The 22,100-nt window shown below is 65.2% G+C and carries 23 protein-coding genes; 17 read left to right on the top strand and 6 right to left on the bottom strand.

What is annotated here, in order from left to right:
* Positions 1 to 5 precede the first annotated feature (5 nt).
* The 9 genes from J2Y63_RS15250 (at position 6) to cml (ending at position 9,703) form a co-directional block, all read left to right on the top strand.
* Entirely contained in the window at positions 6 to 1,283 is a 1,278-nt protein-coding gene (locus J2Y63_RS15250) for an imelysin family protein (RefSeq protein WP_435266771.1), read from the top strand.
* Between the two features lie 43 nt (positions 1,284 to 1,326).
* On the top strand, positions 1,327 to 2,862 hold the full coding sequence (locus J2Y63_RS15255; protein WP_435266772.1) for a di-heme oxidoredictase family protein: 1,536 nt from the start codon (positions 1,327 to 1,329) through the stop codon (positions 2,860 to 2,862).
* Positions 2,862 to 3,989, top strand: a complete 1,128-nt coding sequence (locus J2Y63_RS15260) for an imelysin family protein (RefSeq protein ID WP_435266773.1) — start codon at positions 2,862 to 2,864, stop codon at positions 3,987 to 3,989. Before J2Y63_RS15255 ends, J2Y63_RS15260 begins: the two co-directional genes overlap by 1 nt.
* Positions 3,989 to 5,086 carry a DUF1513 domain-containing protein gene (locus J2Y63_RS15265; protein ID WP_435266774.1) on the top strand — a complete coding sequence of 366 codons (1,098 nt, stop codon included), beginning with the start codon at positions 3,989 to 3,991 and terminating at the stop codon, positions 5,084 to 5,086. The genes J2Y63_RS15260 and J2Y63_RS15265 overlap by 1 nt, the downstream gene beginning before the upstream one ends.
* Before the next feature lie 46 nt (positions 5,087 to 5,132).
* The gene (locus J2Y63_RS15270) at positions 5,133 to 5,591 is read left to right on the top strand and encodes a TspO/MBR family protein (protein WP_435266775.1); all 459 of its coding nucleotides are present in this window, start codon (positions 5,133 to 5,135) and stop codon (positions 5,589 to 5,591) included.
* Between the two features lie 83 nt (positions 5,592 to 5,674).
* Complete coding sequence (locus J2Y63_RS15275) at positions 5,675 to 6,124, top strand: PaaI family thioesterase (protein ID WP_256118165.1); 450 nt, start codon at positions 5,675 to 5,677, stop codon at positions 6,122 to 6,124.
* Positions 6,121 to 6,765, top strand: coding sequence for a 5'-methylthioadenosine/S-adenosylhomocysteine nucleosidase (locus J2Y63_RS15280; RefSeq protein ID WP_435266776.1), 645 nt, complete (start codon positions 6,121 to 6,123; stop codon positions 6,763 to 6,765). Before J2Y63_RS15275 ends, J2Y63_RS15280 begins: the two co-directional genes overlap by 4 nt.
* A gap of 53 nt (positions 6,766 to 6,818) precedes the next feature.
* Positions 6,819 to 8,381: a glutamine-hydrolyzing GMP synthase gene (guaA, locus tag J2Y63_RS15285; protein ID WP_256118168.1), complete on the top strand. Its 1,563-nt coding sequence runs from the start codon at positions 6,819 to 6,821 to the stop codon at positions 8,379 to 8,381.
* Between the two features lie 140 nt (positions 8,382 to 8,521).
* Positions 8,522 to 9,703 carry a CmlA/FloR family chloramphenicol efflux MFS transporter gene (gene cml, locus J2Y63_RS15290; protein WP_435266945.1) on the top strand — a complete coding sequence of 394 codons (1,182 nt, stop codon included), beginning with the start codon at positions 8,522 to 8,524 and terminating at the stop codon, positions 9,701 to 9,703.
* Positions 9,704 to 9,738: 35 nt separating this feature from the next.
* Here the strand turns inward: cml and J2Y63_RS15295 are convergent, their stop codons facing one another.
* Positions 9,739 to 10,299 (bottom strand): methylated-DNA--[protein]-cysteine S-methyltransferase, encoded by a 561-nt coding sequence (locus tag J2Y63_RS15295; protein ID WP_435266777.1) that lies wholly within the window; start codon positions 10,297 to 10,299, stop codon positions 9,739 to 9,741.
* Between the two features lie 136 nt (positions 10,300 to 10,435).
* On the opposite strand from J2Y63_RS15295, the gene J2Y63_RS15300 reads away from it, so the two are divergent.
* Positions 10,436 to 11,494, top strand: coding sequence for a peptidase M14 (locus tag J2Y63_RS15300; RefSeq protein WP_435266778.1), 1,059 nt, complete (start codon positions 10,436 to 10,438; stop codon positions 11,492 to 11,494).
* A 107-nt stretch (positions 11,495 to 11,601) separates the two neighbouring features.
* The gene (locus J2Y63_RS15305) at positions 11,602 to 13,062 is read left to right on the top strand and encodes a phospholipase D-like domain-containing protein (RefSeq protein ID WP_435266779.1); all 1,461 of its coding nucleotides are present in this window, start codon (positions 11,602 to 11,604) and stop codon (positions 13,060 to 13,062) included.
* Here the strand turns inward: J2Y63_RS15305 and J2Y63_RS15310 are convergent.
* Both J2Y63_RS15310 and J2Y63_RS15315 read right to left on the bottom strand, forming a co-directional pair.
* Entirely contained in the window at positions 13,034 to 13,855 is an 822-nt protein-coding gene (locus tag J2Y63_RS15310; RefSeq protein WP_435266946.1) for an endonuclease/exonuclease/phosphatase family protein, read from the bottom strand. The genes J2Y63_RS15305 and J2Y63_RS15310 overlap by 29 nt on opposite strands.
* A gap of 115 nt (positions 13,856 to 13,970) precedes the next feature.
* Positions 13,971 to 14,450 (bottom strand): Lrp/AsnC family transcriptional regulator, encoded by a 480-nt coding sequence (locus J2Y63_RS15315; RefSeq protein WP_435266780.1) that lies wholly within the window; start codon positions 14,448 to 14,450, stop codon positions 13,971 to 13,973.
* Positions 14,451 to 14,599: 149 nt separating this feature from the next.
* Here J2Y63_RS15315 and J2Y63_RS15320 point away from each other — a divergent pair, with 149 nt between their 5' ends.
* From J2Y63_RS15320 to J2Y63_RS15330, 3 genes are read left to right on the top strand one after another with little or no spacing between them, the layout of a single operon-like run.
* On the top strand, positions 14,600 to 15,769 hold the full coding sequence (locus tag J2Y63_RS15320; protein WP_435266781.1) for an amino acid aminotransferase: 1,170 nt from the start codon (positions 14,600 to 14,602) through the stop codon (positions 15,767 to 15,769).
* A 7-nt stretch (positions 15,770 to 15,776) separates the two neighbouring features.
* Positions 15,777 to 16,397: a YitT family protein gene (locus J2Y63_RS15325; protein WP_435266782.1), complete on the top strand. Its 621-nt coding sequence runs from the start codon at positions 15,777 to 15,779 to the stop codon at positions 16,395 to 16,397.
* Between the two features lie 50 nt (positions 16,398 to 16,447).
* Positions 16,448 to 16,792, top strand: coding sequence for an ArsC family reductase (locus J2Y63_RS15330; protein ID WP_435266783.1), 345 nt, complete (start codon positions 16,448 to 16,450; stop codon positions 16,790 to 16,792).
* Positions 16,793 to 16,809: 17 nt separating this feature from the next.
* Here J2Y63_RS15330 and J2Y63_RS15335 read toward each other — a convergent pair whose 3' ends face one another.
* On the bottom strand, positions 16,810 to 17,796 hold the full coding sequence (locus J2Y63_RS15335) for a Gfo/Idh/MocA family protein (protein WP_435266784.1): 987 nt from the start codon (positions 17,794 to 17,796) through the stop codon (positions 16,810 to 16,812).
* Positions 17,797 to 17,956: 160 nt separating this feature from the next.
* Here J2Y63_RS15335 and J2Y63_RS15340 point away from each other — a divergent pair, with 160 nt between their 5' ends.
* Positions 17,957 to 18,913, top strand: a complete 957-nt coding sequence (locus J2Y63_RS15340) for an aldo/keto reductase (RefSeq protein WP_435266785.1) — start codon at positions 17,957 to 17,959, stop codon at positions 18,911 to 18,913.
* Positions 18,910 to 19,353 (top strand): GNAT family N-acetyltransferase, encoded by a 444-nt coding sequence (locus J2Y63_RS15345; RefSeq protein WP_435266786.1) that lies wholly within the window; start codon positions 18,910 to 18,912, stop codon positions 19,351 to 19,353. The genes J2Y63_RS15340 and J2Y63_RS15345 overlap by 4 nt, the downstream gene beginning before the upstream one ends.
* On the opposite strand, the gene J2Y63_RS15350 is transcribed toward J2Y63_RS15345, so the two are convergent.
* A complete protein-coding gene (locus tag J2Y63_RS15350) occupies positions 19,350 to 20,240 on the bottom strand; it encodes a LysR substrate-binding domain-containing protein (RefSeq protein ID WP_435266787.1) in 891 nt (296 codons plus the stop codon). The genes J2Y63_RS15345 and J2Y63_RS15350 overlap by 4 nt on opposite strands.
* Before the next feature lie 125 nt (positions 20,241 to 20,365).
* On the opposite strand from J2Y63_RS15350, the gene J2Y63_RS15355 reads away from it, so the two are divergent.
* A complete protein-coding gene (locus tag J2Y63_RS15355; protein ID WP_435266788.1) occupies positions 20,366 to 21,364 on the top strand; it encodes an aldo/keto reductase in 999 nt (332 codons plus the stop codon).
* Between the two features lie 55 nt (positions 21,365 to 21,419).
* Here the strand turns inward: J2Y63_RS15355 and J2Y63_RS15360 are convergent, their stop codons facing one another.
* Positions 21,420 to 22,028, bottom strand: coding sequence for a transglutaminase-like cysteine peptidase (locus J2Y63_RS15360; RefSeq protein WP_435266947.1), 609 nt, complete (start codon positions 22,026 to 22,028; stop codon positions 21,420 to 21,422).
* Positions 22,029 to 22,100 lie beyond the last annotated feature (72 nt).

Here is a 22,100-nt window from a genome sequence, read left to right on the forward strand (position 1 = left end):
ACGTCATGACCACTTCCTTCCTTCGCGCGGCTGCCTTCGTGCTCGCTGCCGCGACGTCGAGCCTTGCCATCGGCACCGCCCATGCGGCGGCCGATCCGGCTGCGATCGTCAAGCACTATGCTGAAATTGCCCATGCCAAATATTCCGACTCGCTGGCGGCCGCCAAGGCGCTCGACGCTGCAGTCGACGCGCTCATCGCCACGCCGAACGACGAGACGCTGAAGGCTGCGCGCGAAGCGTGGCTGAAGTCGCGCGTGCCCTACCAGCAGACGGAAGCCTATCGCTTCGGCAACCCGCTCGTCGACGACTGGGAAGGCAAGGTCAATGCCTGGCCGCTCGACGAAGGCCTGATCGACTATGTCGACCCGAGCTACGGCACGGAAAGCGACGAGAACGCGCTCTTCGTCGGCAATGTCATTGCCAATCCAAAGCTTGAGATCGGCGGCAAGACGATCGACGCGACCACGATCACCCCGGCCGTGCTGCAGGAACTGCACGAGGCGGGCGAAGTCGAGGCGAACGTCGCCACCGGCTACCACGCCATCGAATTCCTGCTGTGGGGCCAGGACCTGAACGGCACCGGCAAGGGTGCTGGCAACCGCCAGGCTTCGGACTATGACAAGGCCAATTGCACCAACGGCAATTGCGACCGCCGCGGCGCCTACCTGAAGGCCGCCTCGTCGCTGCTCGTCACCGACCTCGAAGAGATGGTCGCCGCCTGGGCGCCGGAAGGCGACGCCACGAAGAACGTGACCGCCGACCCGAAGGCCGGCATCACCGCCATGCTGACCGGCATGGGCTCGCTCTCCTATGGCGAACTTGCCGGCGAGCGCATGAAGCTTGGCCTGCTGCTGCATGATCCGGAAGAAGAGCACGATTGCTTCTCCGACAACACGCACAACTCGCACTACTACGACGTCGTCGGCATCCAGACCGTCTATACGGGCGAATATACCCGTGCGGACGGCTCCAAGCTGACCGGCCCGTCGCTCTCGGAGCTGGTCGCGGAAAAGGACGCCGCGCTCGACACCGAGATGAAGGGCAAGCTCGATGCAAGCCATGCAGCCTTCAAGGCGCTGGTGGACCGTGCCGAAGGCGGCGAGGCCTATGACCAGATGATCGGCGAAGGCAATGCCGAGGGCAACAAGGTGGTGCAGACCGCCGTCGACAGCCTGATCGACCAGACCAAGACGATCGAGCGCGTCATTGCGTCGCTCGATATCGGCAAGATCGAGCTTGAAGGCTCCGACAGCCTGGATAATCCTAACGCTGTCTTCCAATGATAGAAGGCGGGCCGCGTCCTCGCGATAGCGGCCCGATTTCGCAATGACAGAACGCCCCGCCCGTCGCCTGCTCGCGGTTTTCGCCGCGGTGTCCGTCGTGGCGGGCGTTTTTGTTCTTGGGAAAGCCTATTCCGCCGGCCAGGGCCGGGACGACCTCTCGGAAAAGGACCGCAAGCGCGTGGCTGCCGTGACGCGGCTCACCACGGATTTTTCGGCCGCCGAACAGTATGAGGCGATGTCCGGGGGGGCGGCGACCTCGCTTGCCTCGGTCAACCTGAACAGCTTTTCGCATTTTTCCGAAAACATCAGCTTTGCCGAGGAAGAGACGTTCAAGCTCGGCAATGCGCTGTTCCAGAAACTCTGGGTGTCCTCGCCCTCCTCGACACAGGCCTCCGATGGGCTTGGGCCGTTCTACAATGCGCGCTCCTGCCAATCCTGCCACATCAAGGACGGACGCGGCCATCCGCCGGAGGGCGCCGATGACGCAACCTCGATGTTCCTGCGCCTCGCCCGTGCCGCGGTGACGCCGGAGGAAGAGGCGGCGCTCAAAGATTTCAGCGAAATGAGCCTGCCGGACCCGGTCTATGGCCGCCAGTTGCAGGACCTCGCCGTCCCCGGCCTCAAGGCGGAGGGGCGCATGGTGGTAGACTATACCGAGGAAGCGGTGACGCTGGCCGGCGGCGAAGTCGCGATGCTGCGCCGGCCGACCTATTCCGTCGCTGATCTCGCCTATGGCGACCTCGACAGGACGACGACGCTCTCGCCGCGCGTCACCCAGCCCATGCTCGGTCTCGGCCTCGTCCAGGCGATACATGAGGCGGATATTCTGGCGCTTGCCGACCCGGACGATGCGGACGAGGACGGCATCAGCGGCAAGGCGGCCGTGGCGATCGATCCGAAGACCGGCAAAAAGACGCTCGGCCGCTTCGGCTGGAAGGCGCAGTCCGCCTCCGTGCGTCAGCAGAGCGCCGACGCCTTCGCCCACGATATCGGCATCTCGACGCCCGAAGTGCCGCTGCACCAGGGGGACTGCATGGCCGCGGAAGCCGCCTGCCTGGAGCGCCCGAATGGCGTGCAGGCCCGCCTCGGCGATGTGGAAGCGCCGCCGCCGATCATGGACCTCGTGACCTTCTACGCGGAAAATCTTGCCGTGCCGGCGCGGCGCAAGGCGAGTTTCGCCGAGACGCTGGCGGGAAAACGCGTGTTCTACGAGACAGGCTGCACGAGCTGTCATCAACCGAAATTCGTGACCCGGCGCGATGCCGCAAACAAGGCCCATGCCTTCCAGCTCATCTGGCCCTATTCCGATTTCCTGCTGCACGACATGGGCGAAGGCCTTGCCGATGGACAGGCGGTTGGGGTTGCGACCGGCCGGGAGTGGCGCACGCCGCCGCTCTGGGGCATCGGCCTTACAAAAACCGTCAACGGCCATACGTTCTTCCTGCATGACGGGCGCGCCCGCAACCTCACCGAGGCCATCCTCTGGCACGGTGGTGAGGCAAAAGCGGCGCGCGACCGCTTCACCACGCTGGAAAAACAGGACCGCGACGCCCTTCTGACCTTCCTGGAGAGCCTCTGATGCAGACCCGGCGCCACCCCTTCCGTTTTGTCTCCCTCATTGCCGCTGGCCTGATGCTTTCGGCGAGCCCGCCGGTCTTCGCCCAGGAGAGCAGCACGCCCGTGCCGCCGGAGCTGACGGAACAGATCGTCACCGGCATCATGACGCGCGCCGTCGATGACGTCATCCGCCCTGGCTACCGCGCCTTCCAGGCCTCCGCGGGCAAGCTGGCGGAGGCGACCGGCGCCTTCTGCAAGGCCCCGTCCGACGCCAGCCGCAAGGCCGTCGACGAAGCGTTCCGCCAGGCGGTCACCGACTGGGGGCATATCGAGATCGTGCGCATCGGCCCGGTAATCGACGACAACCGCTTCGAGCGCATCCTGTTCTACCCGGACCGCAAGGGCACCGGCCTGAAACAGGTGCAGGCGCTGCTCCAGAAGCAGGACGACAAAGACACCGATGCTGCGACGATGGGCGGCAAGAGCGTGGCGATCCAGGGTTTTGGCGCGATCGAATTCGCGCTCTACGGCACGGGCGCCGAAACGCTGATGGACAAGCCGGACGGCTTCCGCTGCCGCTACGCCGCCGCCGTCGCCACCCATATCGAGACGACGGCCGGCCAACTCGTGGCGGCCTGGGACGCGCCGGACGGCGTGCAGGACGACTGGAAACATCCAGGCCCTCAGAACCCCGTCTTCCGCACCGGCCGCGAGGCGATCACCGCGCTGCTCGGCATTCTCGTGCATGGTGCTGAGGCCGTGCGCGACCAGCGCATCGAGACCTTCTACCGCAATGGCGGCATCGCGCGGCCGAAATCGGCGGTGTTCTGGCGCTCCGGCAACACCTGGACGTCGATTTCCGCCAATATCGAAGGCCTGCAAGTGCTGTTCGACAGATCCGGCATGCGGGAGCTGGTCGATCCGAATTTCGCGTCGATCAACGAGAATATCGACTTCGTGTTGAAATCGCTCGGCCATATCGCGCCGATGGTGGATCCGGACGTGGAAAAGGCCGTCTCGACGCCTGAGGAGCAGCAGAAGATCACCTTCCTCCTCGTCAACACGCGCGACCTGATCCTGCGCCTCGACGCCGGTTATGGCGGCGCCATCGGGCTCGGCTCCGGCTTCTCCTTCTCGGACGGCGACTGATGCGCGGCGCTGGCGTCCATAGCGCGCTTCTCGACCGGCGCAGCTTCCTGCGCATGGCGGGGGCTGCATGGGTCGCATCGCTCGGTGCCCGCCAGTCCTTTGCGCTGTCACGCACCGACGCCGTCTTCGCCTCCGGCTACCGGGATCGCGACGGCAGTTTCGGCATTGCCGTGCTTGCGGAAGACGGGTCGATCATCGACAGGACGCCGCTGCCGGCCCGAAGCCACGGCATGGCCTTTTCGCCCGCCACCGGCCATCTCGTCGCCTTCGCGCGCCGCCCCGGCACCTTCGCACTGGTGGTCGACCAGACTGGCAAGGCCGCGCCCGTGACGATCGCCGCCGCCGAAGACCGGCATTTCTTCGGCCATGGCTGCTTCTCGCCGGACGGCCGGCTGCTCTATGCCAGCGAGAACGATTTCGACGCCAATCGCGGGGTCATTGGCCTCTACGACGCCCGCGAAAACTACCGCCGGATCGGCGAATATGCGACCTACGGCATCGGCACGCACGATCTCTCCGTCAGCGACGACGGCCGGACGCTGATCGCCGCCAATGGCGGCATCGAGACCCATCCGGATTTCGGCCGCACCAAGCTCAATCTCGACCACATGGAGCCGTCGCTGGCGCTCATCGATGCCGCGACCGGTGCGCTCATCGAGCGCCACACGCTGCCGGAAAAACTTCGCCAGCTTTCCACCCGCCATATCGACCTCGACGACAAGGGCCGCATCTGGTTCGCCTGCCAATATGAAGGCCCGCGCAACGATTTGCCGCCGCTCGTCGGCTCTTTCGGCAAGGGCGAGGACCTGCGCTTCCTGTCGCTCCCCGAGGAAACCACCATCGGCCTTGCCAACTATGTCGGCGCCATCGCCGTCAACCGCCGCGAAAACCTCGTCGGCCTAACCTCGCCGAATGGCGGCCGCTTCGTTGTGCTCGACGCGAAGACGGGCCGCGTGCTGCGCGAAGAGACCGTCGCGGATGCCGCCGGTATCGCGGCCGCACCGCACGGTTTTGCCGTCTCCTCCTATGACGGCCGCTTTGCCGGACACCGCGAGGATATCGCCTGGGACCAGCATATCGCCAGCCTGCGCCGATGACCGCACCCTCTGGACGGCGGCGCGCGGCGCGCTAGTTGCAGGCAACATGAACAACAAGCCCCTCGTCTATCTCGCCTTCATCATCCTCGTCCTCGGTGGCGGCCTCGTTATCGGCGCCAACAACGTGCCTGGCGACTGGTATCAGTCGCTGGCAAAACCATCGTTCAATCCGCCGAACTGGGTTTTCGCGCCGGTCTGGAGCATCCTCTACGTCATCATCGGCGTGGTCGGTGCGCGCACCTGGCTTTCGCCCCTTCGCCGCTCGATCGCGATGCGCCTGTGGTTTGCGCAACTCGTCTTCAACTTCGCCTGGTCGCCGGCCTTCTTCGGCCTTCAGGACCCGCTGTCGGCGATGATCATCATCCTCGGCCTGCTGGTCTCCGTCGCGGGCTTCATCCTGGTCTCCTGGCGGCAGGATCGCACGGCGGCGCTGCTCTTCCTGCCCTATCTCGCCTGGGTCGCCTTCGCGACGGCGCTCAACGCGGCAATTCTTGCGCTGAACTGAAAGACGCTTGCAGTGCAGCAAGCGCCATGCAAACGTCGGCCACCCTCGTTCCAGGCCGGCGCGCCGGCAGACATGTGTGCACCATGACCGATTTCCCGCCGGCCGATTTCGCCGGCCGCATCACCCGAAGTTTTGCGCGCCAGCCCGCGATGGCGCTGATCGGCGCCGAGCTGACCCGCGTCGAGCACGGCACGGTGGAAATCGAGCTGCCCTTCGACGAGAAGCTGACGCAGCAGCACGGTTTCCTCCATGCCGGCATCATCTCCGCGGCCCTCGACGCCGCCTGCGGCTATGCGGCCTATTCGGTGATCGATGCCGATGCCTCGATCCTGACGATCGAGTTCAAAGTCAATTTGATGTCGCCGGGGCGCGGCGAGCGTTTCCTGTTCCGCGGCGAGGTCACCAAGCCGGGCTCCAACATCATCGTCGCCGATGGGCGCGGCTATGCGATCTCCGACGGCCCGGCAAAGCTCATCGCCTCCATGACGGGCACGATGATGGTGGTGCGCGGCCGCCAGGACATCGCCGAATGAGCGTCACCCTCAAGACCGTCGGCAGCCACCGCATCCTCTATGTCATGGCCGTCGATGCCGAATATGGCCCGCATCTGAAAGCCCGCATCACGCCCTTCATGACCGGCGTCGGCCCCGTGGAGGCGGCCGTGCAGCTCACGCTGGCGCTCAGCCATCTGGAATCCGAGGCGCAGCTGCCCGATTTCGTCGTCTCGCTCGGCTCTGCCGGATCGGCGACGCTGGAACAGACCGGTGTCTACCAGGCGATATCCGTCTCCTACCGCGACATGGATGCCTCGCCGCTCGGTTTCACCAAGGGTGCCACGCCCTTCCTCGATCTGCCCGTGGAGGTGAAACTGCCCGTCCGCATTCCCGGCATCCCGGAAGCCCGGCTTTCGACCGGCGCCAACATCGTCTCCGGCCCCGCCTATGCCGATATCGACGCGGACATGGTGGAGATGGAGACCTTTTCCGAACTGCGCGCCTGCCAGGCTTTTGGCGTGCGGCTGATCGGGCTGCGCGGCATTTCCGACGGCAAGGCCGAGCTCACCCATATCGGCGACTGGACGGAATACCTGCATGTGATCGACGAGAAGCTCGCCGCCGCCGTCGACATTCTGGAAGCAGCCATCGCCAGCGGCACGATCGTGCGCAACGGCTGAAAATCCGGCCGTCCCCGGTTGCGCGGCGCGAGGTTTTTCATTAAAGGCTCGCCATGACCCAGACAGCTCATCCCGACAGCGTTCTCATCATCGATTTCGGCAGCCAGGTGACCCAGCTCATCGGGCGGCGCGTGCGCGAAGCAGGCGTCTATTGCGAGATCATCCCCTTCCAGTCGGCGGAAGAAGCCTTCCACCGCATGCAGCCGAAGGCGATCATCTTCTCCGGCGGCCCCGCCTCGGTTCTGGACCAGGGCAGCCCCCGCGCACCGCAGATCGCCTTCGATTCGGGTCTCCCGATCCTCGGCATCTGCTACGGCCAGCAGACGCTCGCGACCCAGCTCGGCGGCACCGTCGAGGGCGGCCATGCCCGCGAATTCGGCCGCGCAGACGTGGAAATCCTTAAAAGCAGCCCGCTGTTCGACGGTTTCTGGGAGGTCGGCCAAAAATATCCGGTCTGGATGAGCCACGGCGACCGCGTCACCGTCGCGCCCGAGGGCTTCGAGATCATCGGCACCTCGGAAAACGCCCCCTTCGCCATCTGCGTCAACGAGGCGAAGCGCTACTACACCACCATGTTCCACCCGGAAGTCGTTCACACGCCTGATGGCGCCAAGCTGCTCTCCAACTTTGTGCACAAGATCGCCGGTATCAAGGGCGACTGGTCGATGTCGGCCTACCGCGCGCGCGCCGTGGAGGCCATCCGCGAGCAGGTCGGTGACAAGCGCGTCATCTGCGCCCTGTCGGGCGGCGTAGACAGCTCCGTCGCGGCGCTCCTTATCCATGAAGCGGTCGGCGCGCAGCTCACCTGCATCCTCGTCGACCATGGCCTGATGCGCAAGAACGAGGCGGCCGACGTCGTCGCCATGTTCCGCGAGCACTACAACCTGCACCTCATCCATGTCGATGCCGTCGATCGTTTCGTCGGCGAGCTGGAAGGCGTCTCCGACCCGGAGACCAAGCGCAAGATCATCGGCCGCCTGTTCATCGAGGTGTTCGAGGACGAGGCGAAGAAGCTCGGCGGCGCGGAATTCCTCGCCCAGGGCACGCTCTATCCGGACGTCATCGAAAGCGTCTCGTTCACCGGCGGCCCCTCGGTCACCATCAAGTCGCACCACAATGTCGGCGGCCTGCCCGACCGCATGAACATGAAGCTGGTGGAGCCGCTGCGCGAACTCTTCAAGGATGAAGTGCGCGTGCTCGGCCGCGAACTCGGCCTGCCCGACTCGTTCATCGGCCGCCACCCCTTCCCGGGTCCGGGCCTCGCCATCCGCTGCCCTGGCGGCATCACCCGCGACAAGCTGGAAATTCTCCGCGAGGCCGACGCCATCTATCTCGACGAAATCCGCAAGGCCGGCCTCTACGACAAGATCTGGCAGGCCTTCGCCGTGCTGCTGCCGGTCCAGACCGTCGGCGTCATGGGCGACGGCCGCACCTACGAATTCGTCTGCGCGCTGCGCGCCGTCACCTCCGTCGACGGCATGACCGCCGACTTCTACCACTACGACATGAACTTCCTCGGCCGCGCCGCCACCCGCATCATCAACGAAGTCCGCGGCATCAACCGCGTCGTGTATGACGTGACGAGCAAGCCGCCCGGCACGATCGAGTGGGAATAGGAGACCTCGATGACGGGAGCCAAGAAGGCAGACAGATAAGCCGCAACGACAGCCTGTTGTTGCGGCGCTCTGCTCAAAGCCAATCCTGATCTTCAACGGCAGACGCCGCCGAATGCCTCTCATTCAGCGGATGATTTGTTATCTCTATTCCACGCCCGTGGACCTACAGCCTGCCCTCAGCTCTTCTGCTGCTGGCCCCCTTTAACATTCTCGCCTCGCTCGGCATGGATATTTACCTGCCGATCGTGCCGGCCATGCCGGCAACCCTGCGCACCACTCCGGACGTGGTGCAGCTCACGCTCACCGTCTATATGATCGTGCTCGGCGTCGGGCAGGTGTTGTTCGGCCCACTCTCCGACCGCATCGGCCGGCGACCGGTGCTTATCGCCGGGACGGCGATCTTTGCTGTTGCCTCTTTCGGTCTTGCGACCACGACCTCCGCGACACTCTTCTTGTCGCTGCGGCTGTTGCAGGCGATTGGCGCCTCGGCGACGCTGGTCGCGCTCTTCGCAACAATCCGCGATGTCTATGCGGAGCGGCCGGAGAGCGCCATCGTCTACAGCCTGATGAATGCCATGCTGGCCTTCGTTCCGGCTCTCGGGCCGATCGCCGGGGCGGTGCTGGCGCATGCGTTCGGCTGGCAGTCGCTCTTCGTTGCGCTGGGGCTGCCGGCGGTGGCGATGCTATTCTGGGCGCTGCTGAAATGGCATGAAACGCGGCCGACCGGAACAGGGAGCGAGCGTTGCACCTTCGGCCCGGTGCTGGCAAGCCTGCCGTTCTGGACCTATACGCTCGCCTTTAGCGCCGCCATGGGGACGTTCTTCGTCTTCTTTTCGACGGCGCCACGCATCCTGATGGATGGCGCCGACTTTTCGCAACTCGGCTTCAGCCTGTCCTTCGCCACCGCCGCCCTGGTGATGATCGCGACGACGCGGTTTGCCAAACGCTTTGTCGAACGCTGGGGCATTGCAGGCAGCATGGTCCGCGGGATGCTGCTGCTGCTCATGAGCGCCGGCCTACTGGCGCTCGGGCAGCTTTGGGCGGTGCCGTCCTTCTGGACCTTCATGGCGCCCGTATGGCTGATGGCCGTCGGCATCGTCCTCACGGTCTCCGTCTCGGCAAATGGCGCGTTGCAGGGCTTTGCCAGCACGGCTGGAACGGCCGTTGCTCTGCATTTCTGCGTGCAGAGCCTCATCACCGGGCTGGCGGGAACGGCTTTCGTTGTACTTTTGGACGGCACGACAGCATGGCCGCTCGCCGGCTATGCGGCCTGCATGGCGACCATCACGCTTGCTGCCTATACCCGCCTGAAGCGGAACTGAAAATTAGACACGGGCGGTCGTGGCGCCGCCCGTGCTCAAAACCCGAACGATTGCTGCGCCGGCTCGGATTGCTCGAAGGAAATGCCTTCCAGCGCCAGCATCTTCAGCTTGGAGGAGGCGCCGCCGGGCGCGGAGAAGCCGCCGACCTTGCCACCGGCGGCGAGCACGCGGTGGCAGGGGATGATGAGGGCGACGGGGTTTTTCGCCATGGCCTGGCCGACCTCGCGCGCCATTTCGGGGCCTGCGCCGAGGTCGCGGGCGATCGTGCCGTAGGTGGTCGTCTCGCCCCAGGAGACGCGACGCGCGGCATCGTAGATCGCGCGGAAGAACGCGCTCTGGCCGGCAAGGTCGAGCGGGACTTTCGAAAAATCCGCCTGCTCGCCGGCGAAGTAGCGTTTGACGGCCTCGACCGTCTCGGCGATCGCCGGCGGCGGTTCGGCGGCCTCCGCCTCGGGCAGGTGGCGCAGCAGGAGGCGGCGGGTTGTGGCCGCATCGTCGCCGGGCAGTTGGAAGCGCACGACGCCGGCGGCGGTCCAGGCAATGCCGCAGGGGCCGCCCTCGGTGTCGAAGATCAGAAAATGGGTCTTGCCGGGCATGATCGGCTCCTCCGTTCCCGTTTTGTCACAAGATCGGGCTTTGCCCGGCCGCTTTCAACCCGTTTCTTGCCGGGACTTGCGTCATCCGCCGCCAATTCGCATAAACCGTCGCAAAATATATCAGCGAGGAAACGACGTGGAGCATTCGGAGATCATCATCGGCGGCGATACCGCGGGCATCGAGTGGCGCGTGCCCGTCTTCCGCTTCAAGGGCAGCGATGCCAAGGCGCCGTCCGTCTACATCCAGGCGGCGCTGCATGCCAACGAGCTGCCGGGCACGGCGCTCGCGCACTTTCTGCTGGAAACGCTGCGCGAGGCGGAAGCCGACGGCGCGATCCTCGGCGACATCACCGTGGTTCCGCAGGCCAACCCGATCGGGCTTGCGCAATCGCATTTTGGCGAGATGCAAGGCCGGTTCGAGCTTGGTTCGCGCACCAATTTCAACCGCGACTTCCCACTGATCGCACTTGCCGAGCGCGAGACGCTGCTGGAAAATCTCGACCGCCGCAGCGCCGCCGACCGGCTGAAGCGCACGCTGCTGCACACGGCACTCGGCGCCGATCTCGTGATCGACCTGCACTGCGACGACGAATCCCTGCAATATGCCTATATCGACGATGCCTTCTGGCCGGAGGCGACCGACCTTGCGGCTGCGCTCGACATGCAGGCCGTGTTCCTCTCCGATGGTGAAAGCAGCGCCTTCGAGGAGGCGGTCGGCCATGCCTTCAAGCACCAGGGCGGCGACAAGCTCTCATCTGTACCGGGCCGCCTTGCGGTGACCGTCGAGTTGCGCGGCCGGCGCGATGTCTATCCGGAGATGGCAAAGGCGGATGCGGCGGGCCTTTGGCAGTTCCTTGCCGGCCGTGGCGTCGTCTCCGATTCCGCTCACCGGGCCAAGGACTATGCCGGCCCGGCCATTCCGCTCGACAATATCGAGATGGTGCGGGCGCCGGAGCCGGGCACCGTGCTCTTCCACCGCGACATCGGCGACACGGTGAAGGCCGGCGACCTGCTGGCGACGCTGATCACGCGGCCCGGCGAGCCGGATGGCACGCTTCCCGTGAAGGCGGGCCATGACGGGCTGATCGCCACCCGCACCTCCGCGCGCTATGCGCGCCGCGGCGAGGACCTGATGAAGATCGCCTGCCACGAGGCGACCCGGAAGGACCGCAAGCCGGGCACGCTGGAGGACTGAGCGATAATCTTCCAAATGGGGTCCGTTACCCCTCGCATTCGCATCGTCCGAAGCAATATATAGTGGCGGCAGAATAGGTTGCCGCCTCTGGATGGTCCGTACGCAGCATGATTGAGACGTTCTCCACCTACTGGCCGCATATCCTCGTCGCGCTCTCGATCATCCTCGGCGTGCCGGCCGCCATCCACGCCACCATGACGAAGGAAGAGGTGCGTGCGGCAATCGGCTGGGTCGGCGTCATCGTGCTGTCGCCCGTGGTGGGCGCGCTCATCTATGCCATCGGCGGGGTCAACCGCATCCGCCGCAAGACGCTGAACCTCAGCCGCGAGGGGCTGCTCGCCGCCGGCTGGCACCATATGGCGGAATACGACGTTTCGAACGAGCACATGCAGGTGACCTATGGCGGGGCGCTTGCCGCCATGCAGCGGCTCGGCGATACGGTGGGGCGCTGCAAGCTCACCTCCGGCAACCGCATCAAGCTTCTCTCGACCGGCGACGAGGCCTATGCGGCCATGCTCGACGCCATCGACGCCGCGGAACGCTCCATCCTGCTGGAAACCTATATTTTCGACCGCGACCAGGCGGGCGAGCGCTTCGTGGCGGCGCTGTCGGCGGCAGTGCGCCGCGGTGTCGAGGTGCGCGTGCTGATCGATGCGGTCGGCGCCCGTTATTCCATTCCCTCGATCGTTTCCGAGCTGCAGCGGGCGAATGTGCCGACGGATGTGTTCAACGGCAATATCGTCATGGGCCTGCGCCTGCCCTATGCGAACCTGCGCACCCACCGCAAGATCATCATCGTCGACGGCAGCGTCGCCTTCACCGGCGGGCTCAACATCCGCGCCGGCTTCTGCGCCGAATTTTCGGGCGACGCGGCGGCGCTGGACACGCATTTCCGCATCACCGGGCCGATCGTAAGCGATCTCTTCCGCATCGCCTATGAAGACTGGCGCTTTTCCGGTGGCGAGGATCTCGCCGGCGAGGTCTGGCAGATCGCCGGGCCGCCGGATGCGCCGGACAGCGGCATGCTCGCCCGCGTCGTGCCCTCCGGACCGGACAAGAGCCTGGAAACCAACCACCGCATGCTGATGGGCGCCGTCTCGGTCGCCAAGAAGCATATCCGCATCATGTCGCCCTATTTCCTGCCCGACCGGGAGCTGATCAGCGCCATCGTCACGGCGGCCCGGCGCGGGGTGGAGATCGACATCGTCGTGCCGTCGGCCAACAACCTGAAGCTCGTCGACCTCGCCATGACGGCGCAATTCGACCAGATGCTGAAATATGGCTGCCGCATCTGGCGGGCGTCCGGCGCCTTCAACCATTCCAAGCTAGCCGTCATCGACGATGCCTGGTCCTATATCGGCTCGTCGAACATCGATCCGCGCTCGCTGCGGCTGAATTTCGAGGTGGATATCGAGGTGATCGATGCGGAGTTCGCCGATCTCATCGGCGAGCGCATCGCGGCTGCCCTCTCGGAGGCGGTGGAGGTGAAGCTCGACGAGCTCCGGGCGCGGCCCTTTGCGCAGCGCCTCGTCGAGCGCGTCACATGGCTTGGTTCGCCCTATCTGTGACGCCGAACGAACGCTCCCAGACGACCTTCAGGTCGATATGCGCCTTGATCGGCAGGTGATCGGAGGCGACACGGGCAAGCGGCGTATCGTGCACCTCGACGGAGGTGACGAGATCGTGCGGATGGCCGAGCGCCCGGTCGAGCGCCAGCACCGGGAACCGTGAGGGAAAGCTCGGCACCGCGCCGGAGGCCGGATCGAAGGTCGGCTGGAGGCGGGAGAGCGACGAGCGGCGGCCGACGCGCCATTCGTTGAGGTCGCCGACGAGCAAGGTCGGCATCTGCTCTTCTTCCGCAACCGAGGCGAGGATCGCCATGGCCTGCTGCTCGCGCGAGCGCTTCAGCAGACCGAAATGCGCCGCGACGAGGCGGAGCTTGCCCATCGGCAGGTCGAGCGTCACGACCAGCGCGCCGCGCGGCTCCACGCCTGGCAGCTTCAACTGGCGGACGGCGCCGACGGCGCCCTTGCGCATCATGATCATGTTGCCGTGCCAGCCGTGACCGGTGGAGGACAGCGCCGTGATCGGTACGGGCACGAGGCCGCAATCGCGCTCCAGAATTTCGAGATTGAGCAGGCCCGAGCGCTCGCCGAAGCGCTTGTCCGCCTCCTGGATCGCGATGATATCCGCGTCGATCTCGGCGATCACGCTCGCCGTGCGTTCCGGATCGAACCGCCGGTCGACGCCCACGCATTTGTGCACGTTGTAGGACGCGATGACGGTATCGCCGGGGCGATTGTCTTCCGGCGGCCGGTGGCCGCGACGGTTTCGGATGGCCGACAGCAGCGCGGCCGACATGAGCTTGTCGTTCAGCTTTCTGTCCACTCGTCCTTCCTTCGCGGCATAGCGCATCATATGGGCGCTTTCCCCCGGTCGGCAACCTCTGTCGCGCCAGAAGGTTCCGCAAAGACTGTCAGGGCAGTGCGCTGACCTGCATCTTCGGGCTGTCGAGCAGGATGGTCGAGCGCAGCGTCTTGATCTCGCCGATGCGTTCGAACTCACTCCAGAGCAGGCGCCGGTAGTCGGCGACGTCCTTCACCGCGATCTTCAGCAAAAAATCGAAATCGCCCGCCACCGTGTGGCACTCCACCACCTCCGGCATGCGGCGCACCAGATCGATGAAGCGCTCGCCGACCTTGGGGGCGGTGCGCTCCAGCGTCACCTCCAGGAAGGCCTGGAAGCCGATGCCGGCGGCGCGCGGATCAACGATCACCGTGTGGCGGATGACGCCCGTCGCCTCCAGCCGCGCCAGCCGGCGTGACAGCGGGGCCGGCGAGAGCCCCACCTTCTCCGCAAGCTGGTTGTTGGAGAGCCCGGCATCCTCGACGAGCAGGCGGATGATGCGCCGATCCGTCTGGTCGAGCGCCACCTCGCCGTCCGCCTTTTTGTCCATGATCGCCCCTTGCGCAAAAACACGCATCAATCTAGCGCCATCCTGCAATAATACAAAAGCTTCTTGCGCCTTCTCCGCAATATCATGGTCGATTTTGCCAAGGCTTTGGCCTAAACCGGACTGATCTTCACGCCACCAAGGAACCGGCCATGTTCGACGCCCTCACCCGCCAGCCCGATGATCCGTTGCTTGCCCTGATCGGGCTTTACCGGGCGGATGAACGCGCCGGCAAGGTGGATCTCGGCGTCGGCGTCTATCGCGACGAGACGGGGGCGACGCCGATCTTTCGCGCAGTAAAGGAGGCCGAGCGGCGCCTCGTCGAGACGCAGCCGACCAAGGCCTATGTCGGCCCCGAGGGCGACCCCGTCTTCCTCGACCGTCTCTGGGCGCTGACGACGGGAGACGCCGGTCGCGGCCGCGCCACCGCCGCGCTCCAGACGCCGGGTGGTTCCGGCGCGCTGCGGCTTGCCGCCGACCTGATGGCGCGCATGGGCACCAAGGGCATCTGGCTCGGCCTGCCGAGCTGGCCGAACCATGCCAGCATCTTCAAGGCCGCGGGCCTCGAAGTCATCACCTATCCCTTCTTCGACATCCCGTCGCAGACTGTGCAGTTCGACCGCATGATGGAGGCGCTTACAGGCGCCGCACCCGGCGATGCCGTGCTGCTGCATGCAAGCTGCCACAACCCGACCGGCGCCGGCCTCACCGCAGAACAGTGGCGCGCCGTCTCCGACCTCATCGCGGCGCGCGGCCTGCTGCCGCTCATCGACATCGCCTACCAGGGTTACGGCCGCGGCCTCGACGAGGACGCCGCGGGGCTTCGCACCCTGCTGACCGCCGTGCCGGAAGCGCTCGTCGCCGTCTCCTGCTCGAAATCCTTCGGCCTCTATCGCGAGCGCACCGGTGCTATCTATGCCGCCTGCGCCAATGCCGAGACCGCGCTTTCCGTGCGCACCAACCTCGCGGCCCTCGCCCGCACCAGCTATTCCATGCCGCCGGACCATGGCGCCGCCATTGTCAGCACGATCCTCAGCGACGCGGCATTGACGGCCGACTGGATGGAGGAGATCGAGACTATGCGGCTGCGCATCACCTCGATCCGCGAGCGGCTCTCCGCCGGGCTTTCCCGCCGCTGGCAGGTGCTGACGGCGGTGCGCGAGCAGGAAGGCATGTTCTCGCTGCTGCCGCTCGAAGAGGCCGACGTGCTGAAGCTGCGCGCCGAACACGCGATCTACATGCCGACCTCCGGCCGCATCAACATTGCCGGTCTCAAGACCGCGGAAGTCGATGCCGTCATCGAGAAATTCCTGAGCCTCTGAGGAAAACATGTCGGCCGAGACCACGACACAGAACGAGCGCCATTCCGCCTATGAGGACGCCATCGCCATCGTCGTCGGCACCATGTTCATGGCGCTCGGCATCGTGATCTACACGAAAACCGTGCTGCTCGCCGGCAGCACGGCGGGTCTCGCGCTGCTCCTGCAATATGCGACCGGCATCGGCTTCTGGTGGCTGTTCTTCGCCATCAACCTGCCCTTCTACATCCTGGCCGTCAGAAAGCTCGGCTGGGCTTTCACGCTGCGCACCTTCGCCGCAGTCACGCTGGTCTCGATCTTTACCCGGCTTACATTCGAGCTGGTTTCCTTCTCCCATCTCGATCCGCTCTATGCGGCGGTCATGGGCGGGGCGCTGTCCGGCACGGGTCTGCTCATCCTCTTTCGGCACCGCACCGGGCTTGGCGGCATCAATGTGCTGGCGATCTACCTTCAGGACCATTTCGGTATCCGCGCCGGCTATTTCCAGCTTGCCGTCGATCTCGCCATCCTCGCCGCCGCCTTTTTCGTTATCCCGCTCGATCGCCTCGCCCTCTCCGTCGTCGGCGCCGTGGTGGTCAACATGACGCTTGCGATCAATCATCGCCCCGGCCGCTATCTCGGGGTGACGTGACGGCGAAGGCGCTCTAAAAAAGCGCCACAAGGCGAATCGAGGAGAGACGCGTGACCGTCACGATCTACGGCATCAAGAACTGCGACACGATGAAGAAGGCCCGCACCTGGCTCGACGCCAAGGGCGTCGCCTACCGCTTCCACGACTACAAGGCCGAAGGCATCGACGAAGCGAGCCTCAAGCGCTGGGTCGAGGCGCTCGGCTGGGAAACCGTGCTGAACCGCGCCGGCACCACCTTCCGCGCACTGCCGGATGCCGACAAGCAGGACCTCGACGCGACGAAGGCGATCACGCTGATGCTCGCCCAGCCCTCGATGATCAAGCGCCCGATGCTGGAGCGCGACGGCGCGTTGACGGCCGGCTTCAAGCCGGACATCTACGAAACGCTGTTCTGATCCTTAGGTCCTGACGCTCAGACTGCCTCCCAGCCGTCCTTCTCGCTGGCGCGATAGATGGCGTCGATGAGCTTCTGGTTGCTGGCGGAGCTTTCCAGCGACACCACTTCCTCATTCTCGCCAAGGGCGGCCTTGGTGAAGGCCTCCACCTGGCATCGGTACTGGCGGGCGTCCTGGAAGCGGAAGTGCTGGCTTTCGGTGTGGCTCTGGTTGGTGAGCTCGATTTCCTCCGCGCCGTAGCGGTCGGCATTAAAGGGCGATTTCACCTCGATGAAGCCCTTGTCGCCGTGGAAGACCATGATCTGGCGCTGGGCGAGCTGGGTGGAGATGTAGAAGGACAGTTCGAAATCGCCAAAATCGGCGCGCACGCTGGAATAGATGTCCGTGCCGAAATCCGGATCGCGATCGGTGCTCGCCTGCACGCGGACCGGCTCCTTGCCGGTGACGAAGCGCGTGGTGATCGTCGGGTAGACACCGATATCCGGCAGGCCGCCGCCGCCGAGCGCCGGCACGTTGCGCATGTTGCCGGGATCGCGGTTGAAATAGGTGAAGGCGCCTTGCACATGGCGCAGCCTGCCGATCGCGCCTTCCGCCAGAAGCGAGCGCACCTTGCGCCAGACGGGGCTGTAGGTGACCATGAAGGCTTCCGAGATCAGCACCTTGTTGCGCTCGCGCGCCTCGATCAGCGTGGCGATCTCGCCGGCGTTGAGCGCAATCGGCTTTTCGCAGAGCACATGTTTGCCGGCATCCGCCGCCTTGATCGACCATTCGACATGCTGCGAGGTCGGCAGCGGGATGTAGACGGCGTCGATCACGTCGGAGGCGAGCATCTCCTCATAGGACCCGAAGGCGTGCGGCACGGAAAAGCGGTCCGCCAGGGCGCGCGCCTTGGCAAGGTCGCGGCTGGCGATGGCGGTGACGACGCAGTTTTCCGCATCCTGGATGGCCGGCACGACGAGCTCGCGACCGATCTTGGCCGTCGACAGAATTCCGAAACGCAGCATGGTGATCTCTCCCTGGATTGCGCGCAGAGACTAGTCGCGAGGTACGTTCCTCGCAAGCGCGGATGCCGGCAAAAAATCGGACGAACAGCGTGCAAAGCGCTTTGCCGAGTCCTATGTTGCCTTCGACCGTTTTCAGCACGAACCCTTTGGAGGATCACCCATGCAGCTTCGTCCCCTCGGCAAGACCGGCCTTTCCATCGCGCCTCTCGTCTTCGGCGGCAATGTCTTCGGCTGGACCGCCGACGAGAAGACTTCCTTCGACCTTCTGGATACCTTCACCGGCGCCGGCTTCAACGCCATCGACACGGCGGATGTTTATTCGCGCTGGGTGCCGGGCAACGAAGGCGGCGAGTCCGAGGCGATCATCGGCAAGTGGCTGAAGCGCTCCGGCATCGCGCGCGACAAGGTGGTTATCATCACCAAGGTCGGCTCCGACATGGGCCAGGGCCGGCGGGACCTGCGCAAGTCGTGGATCGTCGGGGCGGTCGAAAACTCGCTGAAGCGGCTCCAGACGGACCATATCGACCTCTACCTCTCGCATTGGCCGGATCCGGAAACGCCCTATGAGGAAACGCTGGAAGCCCACGCCGCTCTGGTGAAATCGGGCAAGGTGCGCGCCTTCGGCGCCTCGAACCTCGATGCCGGCCAGCTGCAGACCTCGTTCGACGCCTCCGACAAGGCGGGCTTGCCGCGTTACGGCGCGCTCCAGCCGGAATACAATCTCTACGACCGCGCCGGCTTCGAAGGCGCGCTTGCAGACCTTTGCCAAAAGGAAGAGATCGGCGTCATTACCTATTACAGCCTCGCCTCCGGCTTCCTCACGGGCAAGTACCGCTCGGCAGAGGATACCAAGGGCAAGGCCCGCGGCGAGGGCGTCGTACACTATCTGGATGAGAAGGGCCTTCGCATTCTCGCAGCGCTCGACCAGGTGGCCGCCGAGACCGACGCCAAGCCGGCGGAAATCGCGCTCGCCTGGCTGATGGCGAAGCCGGCCGTCACCGCGCCGATTGCCAGCGCCACCAGCCTTGCCCAGCTTGCGAGCCTGACGAAGGCGGCATCGCTGTCGCTTTCCCCGGAACAGATGGCCGCGCTCGACGCGGCGGGAGCCTCGACATGACCGTGACGATCCGCGATGCCGTGGAACGCGACGAGGCGGCCTGGAGGAAACTCTGGGCCGGCTACCTCGCCTTTTACGAGACCGAGCTTTCGGACGAGGTGACGGCCTTCACCTGGGCGCGCATCCTCGATGCGGGCTCGCGCGTGACGATGCGCGTCGCCGTGGAGGACGAGGACATGCTCGGCTTCGCCATCCACCACTATCACGATTCCACCTGGGACATCGCGCCGGAAGGGTATCTCGAAGACCTCTTCGTCGACGAGACGATCCGCGGCAAGGGCGTCGGGCGGGCGCTGATCGACGATCTCGTCAAGATCTCCAAGCGCAACGGCTGGCGCGGCATCTACTGGCACACCAACCACGACAATGCCCGCGCCCGCAAACTCTACGACACCTATGTCGAGACCGACGGCCACATCCGCTACCGGCTCAAGACCTAGCCGCGATATCGAAAGAAATCGAGAAAGGCGCGCAGCGCCGGGCGCATCTGCCGGCGCGAGGGATAGTAGATCGAAAAACCATCGAAGGCCGGGCACCAGTCCTCCAGCACCGGAATGAGCCGGCCGGCGCGAATATCCTCGTCGACCCGCTGGTCGAACACATAGGCGAGGCCAGCGCCGTCCATCGCCGCGGCGCGCATCAGCCGCTGGTCCGAGACGATCAGCGGACCTGTGACATCCACCGTCACCAGCCGGCCGTCCTTTTCCAACTCCCAGCGATAGAGCCGGCCACTCGAAAACCGCCGGCGGATGCAGCGATGCTGCATGAGATCGCGGGGCTGCATGGGTTTTGGATGCGCCTCGAAATAGGAGGGCGCGCCGACGATGAGGCCGCGCCACGGGCCGCTTGCCCTCACCGCGATCATGTCGGCCTCCAGGTGCTCCCCGAGCCGCAGCCCGGCGTCAAAACCCTTTTCGACGATATCCTCGAAGCGGTCGTCGGTTCTCAGTTCCAGTTCGATATCCGGGTAAGCAAGCAGGAAGGCGCCGAGGCGCGGCATGACGATGTCTTCCGCGGCGATCAGCGGCATGGTGATGCGCAGCGGGCCGGCGGGGCGGCCCTGCCGGTCGGACAGCGCTTCCATGACGGAACCGATATCGGCAAGCGCCGGCGCCAAAGTGTCGAGCAGCAGGCGGCCCTCCTCCGTCGGCGCGACGCTGCGGGTGGTGCGGGCGATCAGGCGCACGCCGAGGCTCGCCTCCAGCGCCGAGACCGCATGGCTGACGGCGGACGGCGCGATGCCGAGTTCGGCGGCGGCCTTGCGGAAACTGCGCGCCTCCGCGACGATGGCGAGCACGGCGAGTTGGGAAAGCTGGGTCCGGTTCATTGTTCCAATAGATAGAACAACCCGTTGGCGTTTGCAGCAATTTTCAGATGAAGGGCCGCGCCCTAGATTGGTCATGTCCGGATGACGGCGAAGCGCTGCCCGGACCCCAGGAAAAGGATTTTGCTATGCATCACAGAAAACTCGGCAGCCTCGACGTTTCCGCCCTCGGCCTCGGCTGCATGGGCATGAGCCACGCCTATGGCCCGGCGCACGACGAGACGGCGGCGATCAACACGTTGCACCGCGCCATCGATCTCGGCATCACGCTGTTCGACACGGCCGAGGTCTACGGCCCCTACAAGAACGAGATCCTCGTCGGCAAGGCGCTGAAGCCGGTGCGCGACAAGGTGGTGATTGCCACCAAGTTCGGTTTCCGCATCGATCCGTCAAAGCCATCGGCCGAAATGATCACCGGCACCGACAGCCGGCCGGAAAACGTCAAGGCCGTCGCCGAGGCCTCGCTGAAGCGGCTCGGCATCGAGGTTATCGACCTGTTCTACCAGCACCGCGTCGATCCCAACGTGCCGATCGAGGAGACGGTGGGCGCCATGGCGGAGCTGGTCAGCGCGGGCAAGGTGAAGGCGCTCGGCCTTTCGGAGGCCGGCGCCGATACGGTTCGTCGGGCGCATGCCGTACATCCAATCGCCGCCCTCCAGAGCGAATATTCGCTGTGGACCCGCGACGTGGAGGAAAACGGCGTGCTCGACACCTGCCGGGAGCTCGGCATCGGCTTCGTGCCCTTCAGCCCGCTCGGCCGCGGCGTGCTGACCGGCGCGCTGAAGAATATCGACCGCCTTTCCGCCGACGACTTCCGCCGCTCGCTGCCGCGTTTTGCGGCAGAAAATTTCGACGCCAACCTGGCGCTGGTGACGGCGCTGGAGGAGATGGCCAAGGAAAAGGGCGTGGCGCCGGCCCAACTGGCGCTGGCCTGGGTCCTGGCGCAGGGCGATTTCATCGTGCCGATCCCCGGCGCGAGCAAGGTGCCGCATCTGGAGCAGAACGCCGCTGCGGCCGACGTGGCGCTGACCACTGAGGAGGCCGCCCGCCTCGGCGACCTGCTGTCGCCGGCGAAGGTTGCCGGCGGGCGCTATTCGCAGCGCATGGCCTCGATGACCAGCCGTTAAAACAGAAACGCCGCGGATCGCTCCGCGGCCTTTTCAAATCCGGTCTGCGGCCTACTTACTGGCCGACCGACGACACCATGACGGCATCGCCGTTTTCGATCGAGACCCAGCGGCCGGCGTGGAAAGAGGCCTGGCGCTTCAGGTAGCGGTAGGGCGTCGCCGTCCAGGGCTTCACTTCGGTGTTGAGGTTGTCGAGGATGAAATCGCCCTGGGTGGTGCGCACGGTCAGCACGGCATGGCCTTCGCCGTCCGGCTTGCGCACCACGGTGATCAGCAGGTCACCGGCGGCAAAACCCTTTTCCATCAGCTTCTTGCGCTTGAGGAGAACGAAATCCTCGCAGTCGCCGGCACCGTCGGGATAGGACCAGTATTCGTCCTTGCCGTGCAGTTCCTTGTCGGTCATCGGCGTGATGTCGCGGTTGACGCTGGCATTGATCTGGCGAACCACCGACCAGCCGAACTCCGTGACCTTGGCGGGCGCCTGGTTGCGCACGCCGGCGCGGCATTCGGACTTGTAGGTCTGACAGAATTCGTAATGGCCGATCGGCTGGGACGTGACGCCGCCGGTCTGCATGGAAAGCGCCGATGCCGGTGCCGTGAAAGCCGAGGAAGAAGAAACGAGGAGCGCGAAAAACGCCGCAGCCCCAGCCTTCGCACCAATCATTCGTGCCATGAAACGTCCCCTAATCGTTAACAAAGAGTTAACGGTCAGGAGGGCATCTCGTCAATCGTCAGA

It is taken from the genome of Shinella sp. BE166 (genome assembly GCF_051201095.1).
GTDB classification, from domain to species: Bacteria; Pseudomonadota; Alphaproteobacteria; order Rhizobiales; family Rhizobiaceae; genus Shinella; species Shinella lacus.

Excerpts from the sequence above, each read along its gene's own strand:
- J2Y63_RS15250 (WP_435266771.1), top strand. The coding sequence starts at position 6 with ATGACCACTTCCTTCCTTCGCGCGGCTGCCTTCGTGCTCGCTGCCGCG.
- J2Y63_RS15255 (WP_435266772.1), top strand. The coding sequence starts at position 1,327 with ATGACAGAACGCCCCGCCCGTCGCCTGCTCGCGGTTTTCGCCGCGGTG.
- J2Y63_RS15260 (WP_435266773.1), top strand. The coding sequence starts at position 2,862 with ATGCAGACCCGGCGCCACCCCTTCCGTTTTGTCTCCCTCATTGCCGCT.
- J2Y63_RS15265 (WP_435266774.1), top strand. The coding sequence starts at position 3,989 with ATGCGCGGCGCTGGCGTCCATAGCGCGCTTCTCGACCGGCGCAGCTTC.
- J2Y63_RS15270 (WP_435266775.1), top strand. The coding sequence starts at position 5,133 with ATGAACAACAAGCCCCTCGTCTATCTCGCCTTCATCATCCTCGTCCTC.
- J2Y63_RS15275 (WP_256118165.1), top strand. The coding sequence starts at position 5,675 with ATGACCGATTTCCCGCCGGCCGATTTCGCCGGCCGCATCACCCGAAGT.
- J2Y63_RS15280 (WP_435266776.1), top strand. The coding sequence starts at position 6,121 with ATGAGCGTCACCCTCAAGACCGTCGGCAGCCACCGCATCCTCTATGTC.
- guaA (WP_256118168.1), top strand. The coding sequence starts at position 6,819 with ATGACCCAGACAGCTCATCCCGACAGCGTTCTCATCATCGATTTCGGC.
- J2Y63_RS15295 (WP_435266777.1), bottom strand. The coding sequence starts at position 10,299 with ATGCCCGGCAAGACCCATTTTCTGATCTTCGACACCGAGGGCGGCCCC.
- J2Y63_RS15305 (WP_435266779.1), top strand. The coding sequence starts at position 11,602 with ATGATTGAGACGTTCTCCACCTACTGGCCGCATATCCTCGTCGCGCTC.
- J2Y63_RS15310 (WP_435266946.1), bottom strand. The coding sequence starts at position 13,855 with ATGTCGGCCGCGCTGCTGTCGGCCATCCGAAACCGTCGCGGCCACCGG.
- J2Y63_RS15315 (WP_435266780.1), bottom strand. The coding sequence starts at position 14,450 with ATGGACAAAAAGGCGGACGGCGAGGTGGCGCTCGACCAGACGGATCGG.
- J2Y63_RS15320 (WP_435266781.1), top strand. The coding sequence starts at position 14,600 with ATGTTCGACGCCCTCACCCGCCAGCCCGATGATCCGTTGCTTGCCCTG.
- J2Y63_RS15325 (WP_435266782.1), top strand. The coding sequence starts at position 15,777 with ATGTCGGCCGAGACCACGACACAGAACGAGCGCCATTCCGCCTATGAG.
- J2Y63_RS15335 (WP_435266784.1), bottom strand. The coding sequence starts at position 17,796 with ATGCTGCGTTTCGGAATTCTGTCGACGGCCAAGATCGGTCGCGAGCTC.
- J2Y63_RS15340 (WP_435266785.1), top strand. The coding sequence starts at position 17,957 with ATGCAGCTTCGTCCCCTCGGCAAGACCGGCCTTTCCATCGCGCCTCTC.
- J2Y63_RS15345 (WP_435266786.1), top strand. The coding sequence starts at position 18,910 with ATGACCGTGACGATCCGCGATGCCGTGGAACGCGACGAGGCGGCCTGG.
- J2Y63_RS15350 (WP_435266787.1), bottom strand. The coding sequence starts at position 20,240 with ATGAACCGGACCCAGCTTTCCCAACTCGCCGTGCTCGCCATCGTCGCG.
- J2Y63_RS15355 (WP_435266788.1), top strand. The coding sequence starts at position 20,366 with ATGCATCACAGAAAACTCGGCAGCCTCGACGTTTCCGCCCTCGGCCTC.
- J2Y63_RS15360 (WP_435266947.1), bottom strand. The coding sequence starts at position 22,028 with ATGATTGGTGCGAAGGCTGGGGCTGCGGCGTTTTTCGCGCTCCTCGTT.